At 68.2% G+C, this 16,311-nt stretch carries 10 protein-coding genes, 1 pseudogene and 1 other annotated feature; of the genes and pseudogenes, 3 read left to right on the top strand and 8 right to left on the bottom strand.

Features of this window, described 5'->3' with window-relative positions:
• Window positions 1-71: 71 nt before the first annotated feature.
• Window positions 72-621 (bottom strand) — a sequence feature (16S ribosomal RNA rRNA prediction is too short).
• A gap of 649 nt (window positions 622-1,270) precedes the next feature.
• Window positions 1,271-2,458, top strand: coding sequence for a benzoate/H(+) symporter BenE family transporter (locus C1926_RS21125; protein WP_108760555.1), 1,188 nt, complete (start codon window positions 1,271-1,273; stop codon window positions 2,456-2,458).
• 6 nt (window positions 2,459-2,464) lie between these two features.
• Here the strand turns inward: C1926_RS21125 and C1926_RS21130 are convergent, their stop codons facing one another.
• The 4 genes from C1926_RS21130 to egtB form a co-directional block, all read right to left on the bottom strand.
• Window positions 2,465-3,205 carry a GYF domain-containing protein gene (locus C1926_RS21130; protein WP_108760556.1) on the bottom strand — a complete coding sequence of 247 codons (741 nt, stop codon included), beginning with the start codon at window positions 3,203-3,205 and terminating at the stop codon, window positions 2,465-2,467.
• A gap of 273 nt (window positions 3,206-3,478) precedes the next feature.
• The gene (locus tag C1926_RS21135) at window positions 3,479-5,593 is read right to left on the bottom strand and encodes a lytic murein transglycosylase (RefSeq protein WP_108760780.1); all 2,115 of its coding nucleotides are present in this window, start codon (window positions 5,591-5,593) and stop codon (window positions 3,479-3,481) included.
• A gap of 129 nt (window positions 5,594-5,722) precedes the next feature.
• Window positions 5,723-6,709, bottom strand: coding sequence for an L-histidine N(alpha)-methyltransferase (gene egtD, locus C1926_RS21140; protein WP_079224380.1), 987 nt, complete (start codon window positions 6,707-6,709; stop codon window positions 5,723-5,725).
• Window positions 6,706-7,977, bottom strand: coding sequence for an ergothioneine biosynthesis protein EgtB (gene egtB, locus C1926_RS21145; protein WP_108760557.1), 1,272 nt, complete (start codon window positions 7,975-7,977; stop codon window positions 6,706-6,708). The genes egtD and egtB overlap by 4 nt, the downstream gene beginning before the upstream one ends.
• Before the next feature lie 142 nt (window positions 7,978-8,119).
• Between egtB and C1926_RS21150 the strand changes: the two genes are divergently transcribed.
• The gene (locus C1926_RS21150; protein ID WP_108760558.1) at window positions 8,120-9,400 is read left to right on the top strand and encodes a GGDEF domain-containing protein; all 1,281 of its coding nucleotides are present in this window, start codon (window positions 8,120-8,122) and stop codon (window positions 9,398-9,400) included.
• Window positions 9,401-9,403: 3 nt separating this feature from the next.
• Here the strand turns inward: C1926_RS21150 and C1926_RS21155 are convergent, their stop codons facing one another.
• Window positions 9,404-9,796 (bottom strand): YchJ family protein, encoded by a 393-nt coding sequence (locus tag C1926_RS21155; protein ID WP_108760781.1) that lies wholly within the window; start codon window positions 9,794-9,796, stop codon window positions 9,404-9,406.
• An 81-nt stretch (window positions 9,797-9,877) separates the two neighbouring features.
• Here C1926_RS21155 and C1926_RS21160 point away from each other — a divergent pair, with 81 nt between their 5' ends.
• On the top strand, window positions 9,878-10,657 hold the full coding sequence (locus C1926_RS21160; protein ID WP_079224385.1) for a TSUP family transporter: 780 nt from the start codon (window positions 9,878-9,880) through the stop codon (window positions 10,655-10,657).
• Window positions 10,658-10,711: 54 nt separating this feature from the next.
• On the opposite strand, the gene C1926_RS21165 is transcribed toward C1926_RS21160, so the two are convergent.
• The 3 genes and pseudogenes from C1926_RS21165 to C1926_RS21175 all read right to left on the bottom strand — a co-directional run bounded on the left by C1926_RS21165 (window position 10,712) and on the right by C1926_RS21175 (window position 16,266).
• Window positions 10,712-14,092, bottom strand: a complete 3,381-nt coding sequence (locus C1926_RS21165) for an ATP-binding protein (RefSeq protein ID WP_108760559.1) — start codon at window positions 14,090-14,092, stop codon at window positions 10,712-10,714.
• A 16-nt stretch (window positions 14,093-14,108) separates the two neighbouring features.
• A pseudogene (locus C1926_RS21170) lies at window positions 14,109-14,696 on the bottom strand (DUF4194 domain-containing protein); the annotation flags it as partial.
• 100 nt (window positions 14,697-14,796) lie between these two features.
• A complete protein-coding gene (locus tag C1926_RS21175) occupies window positions 14,797-16,266 on the bottom strand; it encodes a DUF3375 domain-containing protein (protein ID WP_079224391.1) in 1,470 nt (489 codons plus the stop codon).
• Window positions 16,267-16,311: the final 45 nt, after the last annotated feature.

Below are 16,311 nucleotides of genomic sequence, written 5' to 3' on the forward strand. Positions count from 1 at the left end.
CCAGGTTGAGCCCAGGGCTTTCACAACAGACTTAAACAACCACCTACGCACGCTTTACGCCCAGTAATTCCGAGTAACGCTTGCACCCTTCGTATTACCGCGGCTGCTGGCACGAAGTTAGCCGGTGCTTATTCTTTGGGTACCGTCATCCCAACCAGGTATTAGCCGGCTGGATTTCTTTCCCAACAAAAGGGCTTTACAACCCGAAGGCCTTCTTCACCCACGCGGTATGGCTGGATCAGGCTTGCGCCCATTGTCCAATATTCCCCACTGCTGCCTCCCGTAGGAGTCTGGACCGTGTCTCAGTTCCAGTGTGGCTGATCATCCTCTCAGACCAGCTACGGATCGTCGCCTTGGTGGGCCTTTACCCCGCCAACTAGCTAATCCGACATCGGCTCATTCAATCGCGCAAGGCCCGAAGGTCCCCTGCTTTCACCCGTAGGTCGTATGCGGTATTAGCGTAAGTTTCCCTACGTTATCCCCCACGAAAAAGTAGATTCCGATGTATTCCTCACCCGTCCGCCACTCGCCACCCATAAGAGCAAGCTCTTACTGTGCTGCCGTTCGACTTGCATGTGTTAGGCCTACCGCCAGCGTTCACTCTGAGCCAGGATCAAACTCTTCACTTAAAACTACATGATCCGAAGATCAAAATTTAAAGCTGCAGATGATTGATGCTGGCAACGTATCGCTTGCTTTAAAACAATTAATAGTTGCTTGATCAAACGTCTGCAAGATGGACAATCATCCTTCCTGCAGGCGCCTTCACAAGATACCTGCGCATACTTTCAAAGATCTTGGGAAGTGGCCTCAGCGCCATTCCCGTGTGCTGCGAAGTTTCCTTCGTAGCGAGCCGCCCATTATAGCCGGCTTTTCCGCTTCGTCAACACCTTTTTTCAAGGCCGTCTCACCGAAGTGGACGTTGTTGCCGATGCTGCTTCGTCGTTGGACCCGAAGGTCTTTCGTCGTTGCGAGCCGCCTATTATGCCGGACTTTTTGAGTCCGTCAACACCTTCGTTCGATCATCTCGTTCGCCGGTGTGGCGTCGCTGTTGGCGGGTCACTTCCGAGGAAGTTGCCACGCCGCAGCAAGGGAGCGAATTCTAGAGATCCTGCAGGATTCGTCAAGATTTTTTTTTCAGGAAGATGACAAAGACGTCACCTGCGCCATGCATAGCGTGCGTGCCGGCATCACTGCGGCGTTGCCCGCGCGTTGCGCGGTCAACGCCGCAAGCGCTATGTATGTACGGATGCATACAGACGAGACAGCGATGGGCACGCAGGTTCGACAGGTGTGGTGGCGCGATCTTTCGGTGCCGGCGATCGTGGCCGGCTTCATTACGGTGCTGGTGGGCTTCGCCAGTTCGGCGGTGATCGTGTTCCAGGCCGCACAGGCCGTCGGCGCCAACCAGGCGCAGATCGCTTCATGGATGTGGGCGCTCGGCCTGGGCATGGGCGTGACCTGTATCGGCCTGTCGCTGCGCTACCGCGTGCCGGTGGTCACCGCGTGGTCGACCCCCGGCGCGGCGATGCTGGTGGTCGGCGCTGGTGGCGCTTCGCTGTCCGAAGCCACCGGCGCGTTCCTGCTCGCGGCAGTGCTGGGCATGATTGCCGGCTTCTCGGGCATCTTCTCCCGCCTGATGCAGCGGGTACCGATGGCGCTGGCCGCCGGCATGCTGGCGGGCGTGCTGCTGCGCTTCGGCCTGGACGTGTTCATGGCAATGAACACCCAGGTGGTGCTCGCCCTGGCAATGTTCGCCACCTGGCTGGCCGGCCGCCGCCTGTTCCCGCGCTATGCGGTGATCGCCACCCTGCTGGTGGGCATCATCATCGCCGCCAGCCGTGGCCTGCTGCATGCGCAGGACCTGCAGCTGCAGCTGGCCACCCCGCACTGGGTCACACCGTCACTGTCGTGGCAGGCGGTGGCTGGCATCGCCCTGCCCCTGTTCGTGGTCACCATGGCCTCGCAGAACATCCCCGGGGTGGCGGTGATGCGCGCCTCCGGCTACAGCGCGCCCATTTCGCCGGTGATCGGCTGGATTGGCGTGGTCAACACGCTGCTGGCCCCCTTCGGCGCCTACGCCTTGAACCTGGCGGCGATCACCGCAGCGATCTGCATGGGCCGCGATGCCCATGAGGACCCCGCGCGCCGCTACACCGCAGCGATGGCGGCCGGCGCCTTCTATATCGTGATCGGCCTGTTCGGGGCGACCGTGGCGGCGCTGTTCGCCGCCTTCCCCAAGGAACTGGTGGCCTGCGTGGCCGGCATCGCCCTGTTCGGCACCATCGGCAACAGCCTGGCCAGCGCCCTGGCCGTGGAGCGCGACCGCGAGGCCGCGCTGGTCACCTTCCTGGTGACGGCCTCCGGGGTGTCACTGGCGGGCATCGGCTCGGCATTCTGGGGGCTGGTGGCAGGTTCGCTGTGCCTGCTGGTACTGCGGCCACGCACATCGGGTTGAGACGGTTCAGGCCGCCATGAGCGCACCCAGTACGCTCATGGCCAGGGCTACACCGAGGGCGGCGAGCGCGGAACCCACGCTGGTGCCGCCCCGCTCGGCCAGCGCGCGCAGCCGCCGTGGTTCATCGTAGCCGCGCAGGCGGCGTACCTCGGCCATGTTCCGCTGGCAGTGGGAGAGGTACCAGCCGTTGCCGCAGACGCCCGCCGTGATGGACAGCCCCACGGAGATGAGCAAGGTGACCAGCTCGGGCAGGCCGGCGAGCTTCTCGAGCACCAACAGGGTGATCATCAAGCCGAACCAGGGCGCCGCAATACCGTACATCCTGCGATACATGATCCAGATGACCCCGAAAAGGAAGCCCGGCCAGTGCCACGTGCTGGCAGCGTTGGCGCCGCCGAAGTCCAGCCGCCAGCGTTGGCGATAGACGGCGAAGCGCGGGCCCACGAACGCGGCATACGGCGCCATCTCACCGTCGAGGTGATCCACTGCGCTCGTTTCGGTCGTTTCGGTCGTTTCCGGACCGGCTGCGGCTGCGGATGCGCGGTAGGGATCATGGGCGGCCGAATCCACCGGCGCGTCTGCCGCCGGGTCGATTTCGGCAAAAGGCCGCCAGCCGGAACCGCCCTCGCGCTGCAGCAGCGTTTCCGGCGTGATGGTCCGCTGCTCCATCAGTTGCCGCAGTTCGGCCAGCGTGCATGGCCCGTGGTGACGGTCCCCGTCGGTGTAGTGCCAACGCCCTTCTTCCATGAAGCCTCTCCTTGTTCCTGCCGCACCGATGCCCTCGCACCGCCGTCGTGACAGTGCGAGGGATGCTTGCCGGGTGCTGCAGGCCAGTCCAGGCCAATAGCGTCACTGCTGTCGATCCGGCCTGGAAAAGCCCATGGCCTGGTCCTTTCCCGGGCCGGATGAGGATGCCCGGGCGGCATCCGGGGAATCAGGCCGGCTGCGTTCCGTGCAGATTGCGACTAATACCCGGTGCCATGACAGGCCCGCGGTCAAAAGCAGCCGGCCTGGCGCCGGCTATAGAGGCGCTGCCGAGATCACCTGCACCAGCACATGGCGGCCGCCCGGGGCGATGGTGACCACATCGGGACCGGCGTTGGCCGCCTCCAGGCAGACGTAGTCGCGCCAGCCATCGCCGACATCGGCCATCTTCGCCGCGGCTTCAGCACCGGGGTTCCACGCCACCAGCGCGCGGCTGCCTTCGGTATGCAGCTCGATGCGGCGCTTCAGCACCGGGTCGCGCAGCACGTAGCGGCCACCGGCCGGGCTGTAGATGCGGTCGCTGCGGCCCGGGTCGCGCGGGTCGCGCAGCGACCAGGGCCCCTGCTGGCGGCGGGTCTGCGCGTAGTTCTCGTACTTGTCCTGGTAGGTCACCCCGTCCACGCCATCCACCTCGACACGGGTGGCGTCGCCCACGCGGAAATAGTTGTGCAGGGCCTGGGTGAAGGTGGCCGGTGCAGTGCCGGTGTTTTCGGTGACCAGCTGCTGGCGCAGTTCGCGGCCCACCCGCACGGTCATCGTCAGGCGCAGGCCAAGGTCCTGCAGCGCCGGCGGCGCCAGGGTCAGCTCGATGCTGCCATCGTCGAGGCGGCGCGCCTGCTGCAGTTCCCACGGCAGGGTGCGGACGAAACCATGCGCCGGCACATCGTTGCCCTGGCCCTGGCGGCCGAAGTACGGCCAGCACACCGGGCTGCCGCCACGGATCGGGGTCGGCAGCTCGGCACGCTTGGGCGAAAGCCACATCACATCGGGCTGGCCCTTGGGCACGAAGGACAGCAGCTGGCCGCCGAACACGCTGATGGCGGCGGTGGCCTCGGGGGTTTCCACCAGCCAGGCATCGAGTCCCTGGAACTGGCCGCTGCTGACACCCTGGATCTGTTGCACGGTGGATCGACTCCGTATGGCCGGCGACTGCGCGGCACTGTAGTTGGCGGGAAGGCTGAAACGGGTGGGCGTGGCCGGGGTGCGTGGTTCGCCCTGCAGCGCGCGCAGGATGCGCTGGCCGGGGCGGCCATCGGCATCGGGCCAGCCCAGGCGACGCTGCTCGACCTGGATCGCGCGCCGGCTGGCGTTGCCGATCATGCCATCGGCGCTGCCGATATCGTGGCCGCGGGCCAGCAGCAGGGTCTGCAGCTGGCGGCGCTCGTCGCGGCCCAGGCCGGGATCATCGGTGGGCCAGGCCGTGGCCAGCCCATTGCCGCCACGCAGCCGGTCAGCCAGGGTGGCGATGGCCAGTGCGTAGCTTTCGGCGGCGTTGTAGCTGTAGATCGCATCGTAGTTGCGGAACACCAGCAGCGCCGGGCCCTTGCTGCCGGCGGACAGCAGCAGGGCCGCGCGGGCATCGGCCGGCAGCCCCGGCGGCGCGAGGGCGCTGCCATCCAGGCCGGTGATGCCCAGTGCGCGCCAGTCCGCCAGCGCACGACGCTGGGTGCGCCCGGCCTGGCTGGTCTTGAAGCCCTCGGGGACACGCACTTCCATGCCCCACGGTTCGCCGCTGCGCCAACCGGCACGCTTGAGATAGTTGGCGGTGGAGGCCAGTGCATCGGGAATGCTGCCGACCAGATCGCGGCGGCCGTCGCCATCGCCGTCGACGGCGATGCGCGCGTAGGTGCTGGGCATGAACTGGGTGTGGCCGAAGGCGCCGGCCCAGGAACCGGTGAGCCCCTGCGCCTGCAGGTCGCCCTGCTCGATCAGCCTGATGAGCGCCAGCAGTTCGCCACGGAAGAAGGGCTGGCGCCGGCCCGCACAGGACAGCGTGGCCAGTGACTGCAGCAGCGGGCGCTTGCCAAACACGCGGCCGTAGTCACTCTCCACGCCCCATACGGCGACGATGGTGGCCGGATCGACGCCGTACTGCGCTGAAACGCGCTGCAGCAGGTCGCGGTGCTGCTGCAGCATCGCGCGGCCGTCATCCACCCGCGGGCGATCGACCAGCGCGGCCAGGTAATCCCAGATGGGCGTGGTGAATTCAGGCTGCGCGTCCAGCAGTGGCAGCACGCTGGGGTCGGGCTGCAGGCCGGCGGTGATCGCGGTGAAGCGGTCCGCGGCCACGCCCTGCTTGGCGGCCGTGGCCTGCAGCTGCGTCATGCAGCGGGCGAACGCCGGATCCGCGGCGGGCGTCGTTGGCGCCATCGACGGCGCGGCCAGCGCGGCGGCCAGGCCGAGCGTGGTCATCAAGGGCATGGCGTCCTCCGTGTTGCCGGTGCTGGGGCCATGTTAGCGCGGGCGGACGGCCTGGCAGCCGGCAGGCATGGCCAGGCACTACCGATGCGGAGCGGAGGCGCGCAGCAGGCGCAGGCCGTAGGCGGGGTCGGACGCGTCCCAGTGGGCGACGGTTTCCAGGCCGGCCTGCTGCAGCAGGTGGTTGAAGCTGGCCTCGGTGTACTTGTGGCTGTACTCGACCCGGATCGGCTCGCCGGCCTGGAAGTGGAAGGTCTGCCCGTCCAGGTGCACGTCCTGTTCGCGCTGGCTGACCAGATCGGTTTCGATGCGCAGGCGCGCGGTGCTGTAACGGGCCTGGTGGCGGAAGCCATCGAGATCGAAGTCGCTGCCCACTTCGCGGTTGAGGCGGGCCAGCAGGTTGAGGGTGAAGGCGGCGGTGATGCCGTCGGCATCGTTGTAGGCGGCTTCAATCAGCGCCGGGTCCTTGTGCAGGTCGATGCCGACCAGCGCCAGGCCGTCATCGCCCATCGTCTGGCGCATCGCACGCAGCAGGGCGATCGCTTCGTCGCCCGCGAAGTTGCCCAGGGTGGAACCCGGGAAGAACAGCAGGCGCCGCGCCGCCGGGCGTTCCGGCGTGGGGACCTGCACCGGGCGGGTGAAATCGGCGCAGACCGGCAGCATTTCCACCTGCGGCAGGGCCGGGGCCAGGTGATCGATGCTGGAGAGCAGCGCGGCGCGCGAAATCTCGATGGGGGTGTAGGCCACCGGGTCCTGCAGGGCGGCCAGCAGGCGCGCGGTCTTGCGCCCACTGCCGCTGCCCAGTTCGACCACGTGGGCATGCGCGCCGACGGCGCGGGCGATCTCCGGCAGCACCCGGTCAAGCAGCGCCAGTTCGGTGCGCGTGGGGTAGTACTCGGGGGTGTGGGTGATCTGCTCGAACAGGCGCGAGCCGCGTGCATCGTAGAAATACTTGGACGGCAGCTGGCGCGCGGCGCGCGAAAGGCCGGCTACGGCGTCGGCCAGGATCTGCTGGCGGCCGGGGGTGAGGTCGGTCAGCGCCTGCAGCGCGTCCTGCACGGTACTCATGGAAGATCCCTCGCCAGGCGCACGCCGGAGAACTGCCAGCGGGCCGGTGGATTGAAGAAGTTGCGGTAACTGCTGCGTACGTGGCCGCGCGGGGTGGCGCAGCTGCCGCCGCGCAACACCCACTGGCCACACATGAACTTGCCGTTGTATTCGCCCAGGTTGCCGCCGAAGGGCTGGAAGCCGGGGTAGGCGCCATAGGCGCTGGAGGTCCATTCCCAGACATCGCCGAACAGCTGGCGCAGGCCCGTGCCCTGCCCTGCATGCGGATGCAGCTGGTCGTCGTCGGCGAAGTGGCCGCTGGGCGGCTGCGTGGCGGCGGCGGCTTCCCATTCGAACTCGGTCGGCAGCCGCGCTTCGTGCCAGCGCGCACAGGCATCGGCTTCGTAATAGCTGAGATGGCAGACCGGCGCATGCGGATCGAGATCGCGCCAGCCACCCAGCGTGTACTCACGCTGCAGATCGTCGTGCCAGTACAGCGGGTGCTGCCAGCCTTCGGCTTCGCACAGCGCCCAGCCTTCGCTGAGCCACCAGCGCGGATCGCGGTAGCCGCCGGCATCGACGAAGGCGCGGTACTCGCTGTTGCTGAGCGGGCGCTCGGCGAGGGCGTGCGCGGGCAGCAACACGCGATGCGGCGGCGATTCGTTGTCATAGGCGAAGGCGGCCTGCTGCGGCCAGCGCGCTGCGCCGACGGTGACGATGCGCTCGTCCTGCGCCCTCCAGCCCAGCGCGCTGGGCACGCTGGCGATCGTCGCCAGGTCTTCGCGATAGGGCGGCTGCAGCGGGTTGCACCACAGCGCATGCTTGATGTCGGTCAGCAGCAGCTCCTGGTGCTGCTGTTCGTGCTGCAGGCCCAGCTGCAGGTGCTGCAGCGCTTCTTCACCGAGATCACCGTCGGCCAAGCGCGCCAGCACCTGCTCGTCCACGTGCCGGCGATAGTCGCGCACCTGCTGCAGCGAGGGCCGCGACAGCAGGCCACGGCGCGGCCGTGCGTGGGCGGGGCCCAGGCTCTTGTAGTAACTGTTGAACAGGAAATCCCACGCGGGATCCCATGGCTGGTGGCCGCGCACGCTGGCCAGCACGAAGCGTTCGAAGAACCAGGTGGTGTGGGCCAGGTGCCATTTGGCCGGGCTGGCGTCGTCCATGCTCTGCAGCATCGCGTCTTCGGCGCTGAGCGGTGCGGCCAGTTGCTGGCTGCGCCCGCGCACATGGGCGAAGTGGCTGGCGAGTTCACGCTGCGGGGCAGCGACGGCGAGGGTTGCGCTGTCCATGGGCCCAGCTTCGGCTGCGGCGGGTGAGCGCGATGTCATCGCACAGGGCCGGCGCATTCACATCGCGCCCATTCAAGAACCCCGCAGCGACGCCGCTAACGCCAGTGCTGCGGCCGTGTAGTGACCGCGCTGGAATGACCGCTTGTCCCATCATCCGCTCCGCCAGCCTGCGCATTACCTGTTCGTGCTGCCTGCCCTGCTGGTCGCGCTGGTGCTGTGGACCACGCTGGGTAACGAAGATGTCGGCCGGACCGGCCAGCGCGTGCTGCCGTGGTTGCTGGCCTGCCTGGGTTCGGGGCTGGCGCTGATGTACAACCAGGTGCGCACGCTGTGCCTGCTGCTGCTGGTGGCTGCCGTGTTCACGGTGCTGCACCCCGACCTGGCCCACTACCTGCGCCTGGGCTACATCAGCCCGCTGACGCCGCTGCGCTTCCATGCCGTGTCCAGCTGGTTGCCGCTGCTGTTCGCCGCCCACGCGCTGTGGCCCGAGCGCGGCCGGCGCCGCCAGGATCTGCTGCTGCGCGGGATCGGCAGCGGCGCCCTGCTGGCCATCTTCATCCTGCTGGCCGTGCAGCAGCCACAGGGCATGCATGACCTGCTGTCGAACCGGCATTTCGCCTGGATACCCAGTGACTGGAATGCGCTGGCGCAGCTGCCGGCCCTGCTGTTCCTGCTGGCCACCGCCGCGCTGGGCTGGCAGGCCTGGCAGCGCCCGCGCCCGCTGCACACGGCCATGCTGCTGGCGCTGCTGTGCCTGTGGTGGATGCTGCCGCGCATCTTCCTGCAGCCGGCGCTGCTGCCGGCGCTGAGCGTGGCGGCGCTGCTGCTGATGCTGGGCGCGACCCTGCAGGAGTCCTTCCACATGGCGTTCCGCGATGAACTGACCGGGCTGCCCGGGCGGCGGGCCTTCAACGAGACCCTGCAGCGTGCCGCCGGCACCTACAGCATCGCCATGGTGGACGTGGACCACTTCAAGAAGTTCAACGACACCCACGGCCACGACACCGGCGATGACGTGCTGAAGCTGGTGGCCTCGCGCCTGGCGCGGGTGGGCGATGGCGGCCGCGCGTTCCGCTACGGCGGCGAGGAGTTCGCGGTGGTGTTCCTGGACCGGCCGGCGCCGGCCTGCGTGGATGCAGTGGAGGCGCTGCGGCAGAACATCGAGGACAGCCGCATGCAGCTGCGCGACCGCAGCACGCGCAGCCGGGACGATGCGGCCGGGCAGCAGCAGCGCGGGCGTGGCGGCACGGGCCAGGTGGTGCAGGTGACGGTGAGCATCGGCCTGGCCGACAGCCGCGTGGATGCGCGGCCGTCCGGGGTGGTCAAGGCAGCCGACCAGGCGCTGTATGCGGCCAAGGAAGAAGGCCGCAACCGGGTCTGCGCGCACGGCGGCCAGCGCGTGCTGGCTGTGCGCGGTGGCTGAGGCTCAGACGGCGTCGAGGTAGTACCAGCGGCCGTCGATGCGCAGGAAGCGGCTGTGCTCGGTCATCCGCACCGCGCTGCCACCGCCGATGCGGTAACGGGCGGTGAAGCGGACCTCGGCGCTGTCCGGGCCGGTGACGCTGTGTTCGTTCACGGTCAGGCCCAGCCACTGGGTGCGCTGGCCCGGCGCCTCGTCCAGCGAGAGTTCGGCCGGGCGCGTATCCGGGTGCCAGGTCTGGCGCAGGTAACCGGCCAACTGCCGCACGTAGGCGCTGTAGCGCGAGCGCATCAGGCGTTCGGCATCCGGCGCGGCTTCGCCGGCGTGATAGCGGCCGCAGCAGGCGGCGTAGTCGGCGGGCAGGCCGCAGGGACAGGGATCGGCAGGGGTGCGGGTCATGCCGCCATTGTCGCGCGGGACGCCCCCGGCATCCATCGGTGATAGGCGTATGCTGTCGCGCCCCCACTTTGGTTGATTGCCGTGCTGGAACTGGTTCCCCCCGAGTTGTGGTGGTTGGTGGTGATCGCCTTCATCGCTGGCCTGGTCGATGCGGCGGTGGGCGGTGGCGGGCTGGTGCAGTTGCCGGGCCTGTTCACGGTGTTGCCGCAGCAGACGCCGGCGATGCTGTTCGGCACCAACAAGTTCAGTTCGATGTTCGGCACCGGCGCGGCTGCCTGGCGCTATGCGCGCAACGTGCGCTTCCCGTGGAAACCGGTGCTGTTCGCCGCCGGTACGGCCTTCATCTTCTCCTTCGCCGGTGCCACGGCGGTCAGCCTGCTGCCCAAGGACGCGGTGCGGCCACTGGTGCTGGTGCTGCTGGTGGCGATGCTGGGCTACACGCTGTGGAAGAAGGATTTCGGCGCGCTGCACCGGCCGCAGGAGATCGGCCGCCGCGAGCTGGTGATCGCCCTGGCCATCGGTGCGGCCATCGGCTTCTACGATGGCTTCTTCGGGCCGGGCACCGGCAGTTTCCTGATCTTCCTGTTCGTGCGCTTCTTCGGCCTGGATTTCCTGCGCGCCTCGGCGGCGTCGAAGGTGGTGAACCTGGCGACGAACGTGGCAGCGATCTCGTTCTTCATCCCGACCGGCAACATCCTGTGGCTGTTCGCACTGCCGATGGCGGCGGCCAACATCATCGGCTCGGTGGTGGGCACGCGGCTGGCGCTGAAGGGCGGCACGCCGTTCATCCGCAAGCTGTTCGTGGGGCTGGTGGTGGTGCTGATCGCGCGGATGGCGTGGGATACGTTCCGCGGGGCGTGAGGGCGAAGTGCCGCCGGGCATGGCCCGGCGCTACCAGGGGGGCCGCCGAGGCGCTCAGGCCTCGGCTTCTTCCGGTTCGTTGGCCTGCTGTCGGCTGCGTTCGGGCAGCTTCAGGCGCTTGCCTTCCTCGTCGTACTCGATGAGCAGGACGCCCGAATCGTGGCGGCCGCTGATCTCGACGAAGCAGGCGCCACCGATGAACGGCTCCAGCGTCATCACCGACTTCAGCGGGGTGGCCACCACCATCTGGAAGCCGAAGTTGTCGAAGATGTTCATCGCCAGCGCGGTGAACTCGTTGTCGGCCTTGTCGAAGGCTTCGTCGAGCACGACCGCGGCGTAGCTGGGCAGCTGGCTGTCGGCACCGCCGAGCTGGTAGCGCAGCGCCGCCGCCAGGCAGGTGGTGGCCAGCTTCTGCCGCTGGCCACCGGACTTGCCGGCGCCGCTGCGGTAGATCTCGACCTGCTGGCGCGTTTCCGCATCCAGCTCCACGCCGATGAACTCCACGTGCATGCGCACGTCCAGCACCAGCTCGCGCCAGCGCTTGTCCTCACCTTCCTGCGAGCCGAGGCGGTTGACCAGCTGGCGCAGCACGGTGAACTGCGATTCGGCCAGCTCGCGCTGCTCGGTCTGCTGCTGCGACAGCACTTCGCGCAGCTGCAGGTGGAACTCGCCCACTTCCGGCAGGCGACGGTCGCTCAGCTCGATGGTCAGCAGGGTGCCGCGGTTGAACGGCACCTGTTCCAGGCTGGCGTTGACCTCGTCCAGGCGCTGGCCGATCGACTTGCGGGCCTCGGCGCTGTGGCGCTGCAGGGCCAGCAGGTTGTTCTTGCTCTGGTTCTGCAGCAGGTCGAAGAAGCGCTCTTCGTGCTGCGGCAGGCCGTCGCGTTCCAGGCGCTCGAGGCGGGCGAGGAAATCCTCGGCCGAGGCCACCGACACGGTGAAGTCGCCCGATTCCTCCGGCCACTGCTGGACGAAGCGGCGGAAGCAGCCCAGCAGCAGGTTCTCGACGCGGTTGACGTCCTGCTGCGAGGACGACAGCTGTTCGTTCAGCGCGTTGCTGACCTGGCGCATGTGCGCCTCCAGCGTTTCCAGGCTGAGCGGGCCCTGCTCCTGCAGGCGCTCGGCCAGGCCGGCTTCCTGGTCTTCGGCCAGCGCCGGCAGCACCAGGGCGCGGCTCTGCTGGCGGGCACGGTCCAGGCGGTCGCGTTCGCGCACCAGCTGGCCGCGCTCGACGCGGGTGTCCTCATAGGTGCGGCGGGCCTGTTCAATATCGGCGCGCACCGCGTCGATCTGCTTGGCCAGGCGGGCCAGGTCGGCGTTGCCTTCGCGCAGGTCGCGCAGGGTGGCTTCGATATCAGCCAGGCGCTGCTGCGGTGCGGCCGCGTCGATCTCGTTCCACTGGATGCCGATCAGTTCATGGCAGGCCAAGCGGCGTTCGTTGTCGCGGTCACGCTGCCCGCGCAGGCTGGCGATATCGGTATCGCAGCTGGCGATGCGCTTGGCCAGTTCCTGCGCTTCGCGCTCGAACACCACCAGCTTGTCGCGGTTGTTGAAGCCGAGGATCCAGCGGCGGCGGTCGTTCACCGCGCTGCGGTCATCCTTCTCGAAGCGGTCGCCCGGATGCTTGACCTGGCCTTCGCGGGTGATGCCGCGGTCGACATTGCGCAGCTGCTTGGCATCGACGCACTCGTAGTCGAAGCGCTTGCCCAGTTCGCGGCGCAGCCAGCCTTCGAAGGCGTGGTCACGCAGCTCCAGCTTGTGCAGAAGCGAACGCGCGGACGGCTCGCGGGCGAACGCATCATCGTTGCGGCGCACGCGGTAGTAGGTGAAACGCATGCCGAGATGGGTGCGGTTCACCCAGTCGGCCACTTCGTTGTAATGCTTGTCGTCCACCAGCAGCGACTGCGCGAAGCCGCCCAGCACGCGCTCGATCGCGCCCTGCCAGTTCTGCTCCTCGCTGCGCACCTGGATCAGCTCGCCGACGAAGGGCAGCGCGGCTTCGGAAATGCCGGTTTCTTCAGCCAGGCGCGCGCGCAGCTTCTGCATCGGCGCGGGGATGCTGGACGGCGTGCGCTGCATCGCTTCCAGTTCGCCGCGCACTTCGCCGAAGCGGCGCTCGTCATCGCGCTTGCCGCCCAGGCGTTCGCTGATCGCATCGTCCAGCGCCGCCGAAGCGCGCTGGCGGTCCTGCAGTTCGTTCTGCGCGCGCTCGACCAGCTCGGCAAACGCATGCGCGTCTTCGGGCAGTTCAGCCTGCAGGTGGCGCGCGGCGTCGCGGGCCTGCGCCTGCTTGGCCAGGCGGCGGTCGCGCTCGGCTTCGGCGCGGCCCTGCTCGCGTTCCAGTTCCTCGATGCGCTCGCCACCCTGCTGGCGGCGCTGCAGTTCCAGCTCGGCCAGGCGTTCGGTGTGGTTGTCCAGCGCCGCACGGCGCTGGGCTTCTTCGCCCAGCAGGCCACGGTCGCGCACATCCATCTCGCGCAGGCGCGCTTCGATCAGCAGCTGGCGGCGGCTCTCGCGGAAGCTGTCGATACCCAGCTTGAGAGTCTCGTCATCGCCGCGCTGGCGATGCATGTGCTTCAGTTCGGTGTAATGCGCGCGCGCCGGCAGCAGGGTTTCGACCTGGCGGCGGGCGGTGACCACCGCCTGGTGCGCGCCGTCGAGCTCGGCGAAATCGCTGACCAGGCGCTCGGCGGCATCGAAGGTGCGCGGCGTGTCCAGCATGAAATCGCGCAGGAAGACGTTGAGGTCGCCCAGGTTCTTCGCCGACTGCGTCTTGTGCAGCAGGCGCAGCGCCATTTCGTTGTCGATGCCCAGCAGGTGGCGGAAGCGCTCGGCGTAGCCGGAGAAGGTGTCGAAGTGGTGGATGTCGGCCAGCTTCTGCTTCAGCTTGCGCAGGTCCAGGTCGAAGCCGCCCAGGTCCTTGGCGATGTCGAAGGGACGCTCGGCGATCATGTAGTGCTTGCGCACGTCACCGGCCGAGGTGCCGTTGCCGGAGATCCAGAGCAGGCGCACCAGGCACACCACGCGGCCATCGCCGGCGCGGTACTCCAGCACCAGTGCGGTCCAGGTGGCACCCTTGCGCAGGTACTGGGTGGCGATCTCGCCGGTACCGCTGTCCTGCTGGTCGGCCCAGGCACCGCGCACGTAGGACACCAGGTTGCGGTCGCGGCCACTGCGCTCGGCTTCACGCGCCGCGGCGTTGAAGTCGACGATGGCCGGCGGGGTCAGCAGCGCGGACATGGCATCGAGCAGGGTGGACTTGCCCGAGCCGGAACGGCCGACGAACAGGAAGCCGCGCTCGGCGATCGGCACTTCGGTCAGGCCGTTGAAGGTGCCCCAGTTGTGCACCTGCAGGCGACGCATGCGGAACTGCTGCAGGCGCGGGTCCGGCAGGCCGTCGTTGAACAGGGCGGGAGTGTGCTTGGAAATGGCCATGCGGTGCTCGGGTCTCTCAGGCTTCTGCAGCCGGGGTTTCGCGCAGCTGGCGGTACACCGCCGAGAGCTGGGACACGTCTTCGGCCGAGAACATCAGCTTCAGCGCCGGCGAGACTTCGTGGCGGTCTTCCTGGCCGCCGAGGCGGGTCAGGATGTGGTTGTCCTTCATCTTCTGCACGGCCGAGGCCACGCGGCGGTTGAAGCCGGCGCGGTCGGTGGACAGGTTCTTCTCGTAGATGGCCAGGGCTTCGGCCATCTCGGCGTCGGCGACGACGGCGCGGTTGCCGCGCGCATCGGCCTCGGCCAGCTGCTGGCGCAGGAACAGCAGCAGCACCGAATCGATGAAGGTCAGCGGCGAGGTACGCAGCAGCACCGGGGCGTCGACGTCTTCGGTGTCGGCCTGGCGGGTGAACGCCACGCCGCTGTCACGGTCCAGCACCAGTTCCAGGAACAGGTCGGCCAGTGCCGAGCGGATGGCGGCCTCGCTGCGGATCAGCGCGGGCCACAGCTTGGCGTGGCGCAGCTGGTCGATGCTGGGGCCGATCAGCAGCTGGCACAGCGCGCGGCGCGCATCCAGCGGCAGGCGGCCGGTATCGCCCATGTAATAGACGTCGTTGCCGCGGCGCGGCGCTGCAGCCACGGGTGCCGGTTCGGCCTCGTAGGCGTCTTCGACCAGGTCGGGCGCTGCTGCTTCGATGGGATCTTCATGCCAGCTCATGGCGTCTCTCCTGGGTGAACCAAACCAGCGGAATACGTGCGCGGCGCACCTGGCCGTCGCCTCCGCGCCATTGCGCAAGTTCCTGCTCGCCGGCGACCACGTTGCCGAAGCGCGTGCCCAGCGACAGGTAGCCGATGACGCTGCCCAGCCCCTGCGGCGCTTCGCGCTGGGCCAGGGCCTCGGCGATGCTCAGGCGCGGCTGTGCGTCCAGCAGGTCGTGCAGGTCGCGACGCAGGGTCCGGAAGTCGATTTCCGACGACGCGACCAGGTCGCCTACGCTTTCCAGGCTGATGGCGGCCGCATCGTTGTATTCGACGTTGCCATCGACCTGGGCGCTGCGCGGGTCGTGCAGCTTCCACTGCGACCACGAGCGCAGGCGGCTGGTGGTCAGCTGCAGGTCGCGGCCGATGCTGCGCTGGGCGGGGAAATCATCGCGCAGGGCCAGGGCTTCGGACTGCGCCTGCTTCAGCAGCTGGTTGAGGCGGCGCTGTTCCAGGTAGCCGCGGCTCTGCACGAAGCCGCGCAGGCTGCGCGCGAAGTTCTGCAGCACGTCGTGCACCTGGCCGCCGCGTTCCAGCATGGTGCTGGTGAAGCCGCGCAGGAAGTTGCGTTCGTTGCGGTCCAGGCGACGGGCGAAGCCGCGCGCGAGCACGGCCTCCAGCGCGGCGTCGAGCTGCGCGCTCTGCTCGGCATCATTGAGCAGGCGCCAGAACGCCTGGAAGCTGCGGCCGGCATCGCTTTCGCCAATGACATCGACACCTTCGAACAGCTGCGACAGCACGTCGCCGCGCTCGCCTTCGTCGTCGATGATGCGTTCGCGGAAATCACGGTTGAGCTGCTCGAAGTCATCGCGCACGCGGCGGAAGTCCTCGGTCAGTTCGTCGGCCAGGCCGATGATCTGGCGGGTGCGTTCCAGCGCGCGCTTGCCGTCCAGGGCCACCACGCGGCCGGCGCCGACGCGGGCGATCTCGGCATCGATGCGGTCGCGCTCGTCGTGCAGCGCGGACAGGCGCGCATCGGGATCGGCTTCGGTCTGCGCGGCCAGGGCCGAGAGCTGCTCGATGACCAGCGCCAGGCGGCTTTCGGTGGCGGCCACGCGGGCCTGCTCCAGGCTGTCGGCGAAGCGGATCGCCTGCAGCGCCGGGGTCGACAGTTCGTACTGCTCCTGGTCGGCGCCTTCGGGCAGGCGGCGTTCCAGCCAGCCCTGGGCCAGCCAGTGGGCGATGTAGGCCTGGGCGGTACGCGGCAGCTCGCGCGACAGTTCGTCGCCAGCCAGCTGGTCCAGCGCGCGTTGCAGGCGCTCGTTCAGCACCGAAGACGGCAACGTGCGCTCGCCGTCCATCAGCAGGCCCTGCAGCAGGCCGATGATTTCCGGGGCGTGGTCGGCGGCAAGCAGCTTCCACTGGGGCTGTTCGCGCAGATGGCGGTAACGGGCAATGCGTTCGCGGTGCTTCATGCAGCCAAAGGATTCATGGACGCTGGCGGCTGCGGGCAGCCATGC

Origin of the sequence: Stenotrophomonas sp. ZAC14A_NAIMI4_1, from assembly GCF_003086915.1 — a bacterium.
GTDB lineage: Bacteria > Pseudomonadota > Gammaproteobacteria > Xanthomonadales > Xanthomonadaceae > Stenotrophomonas.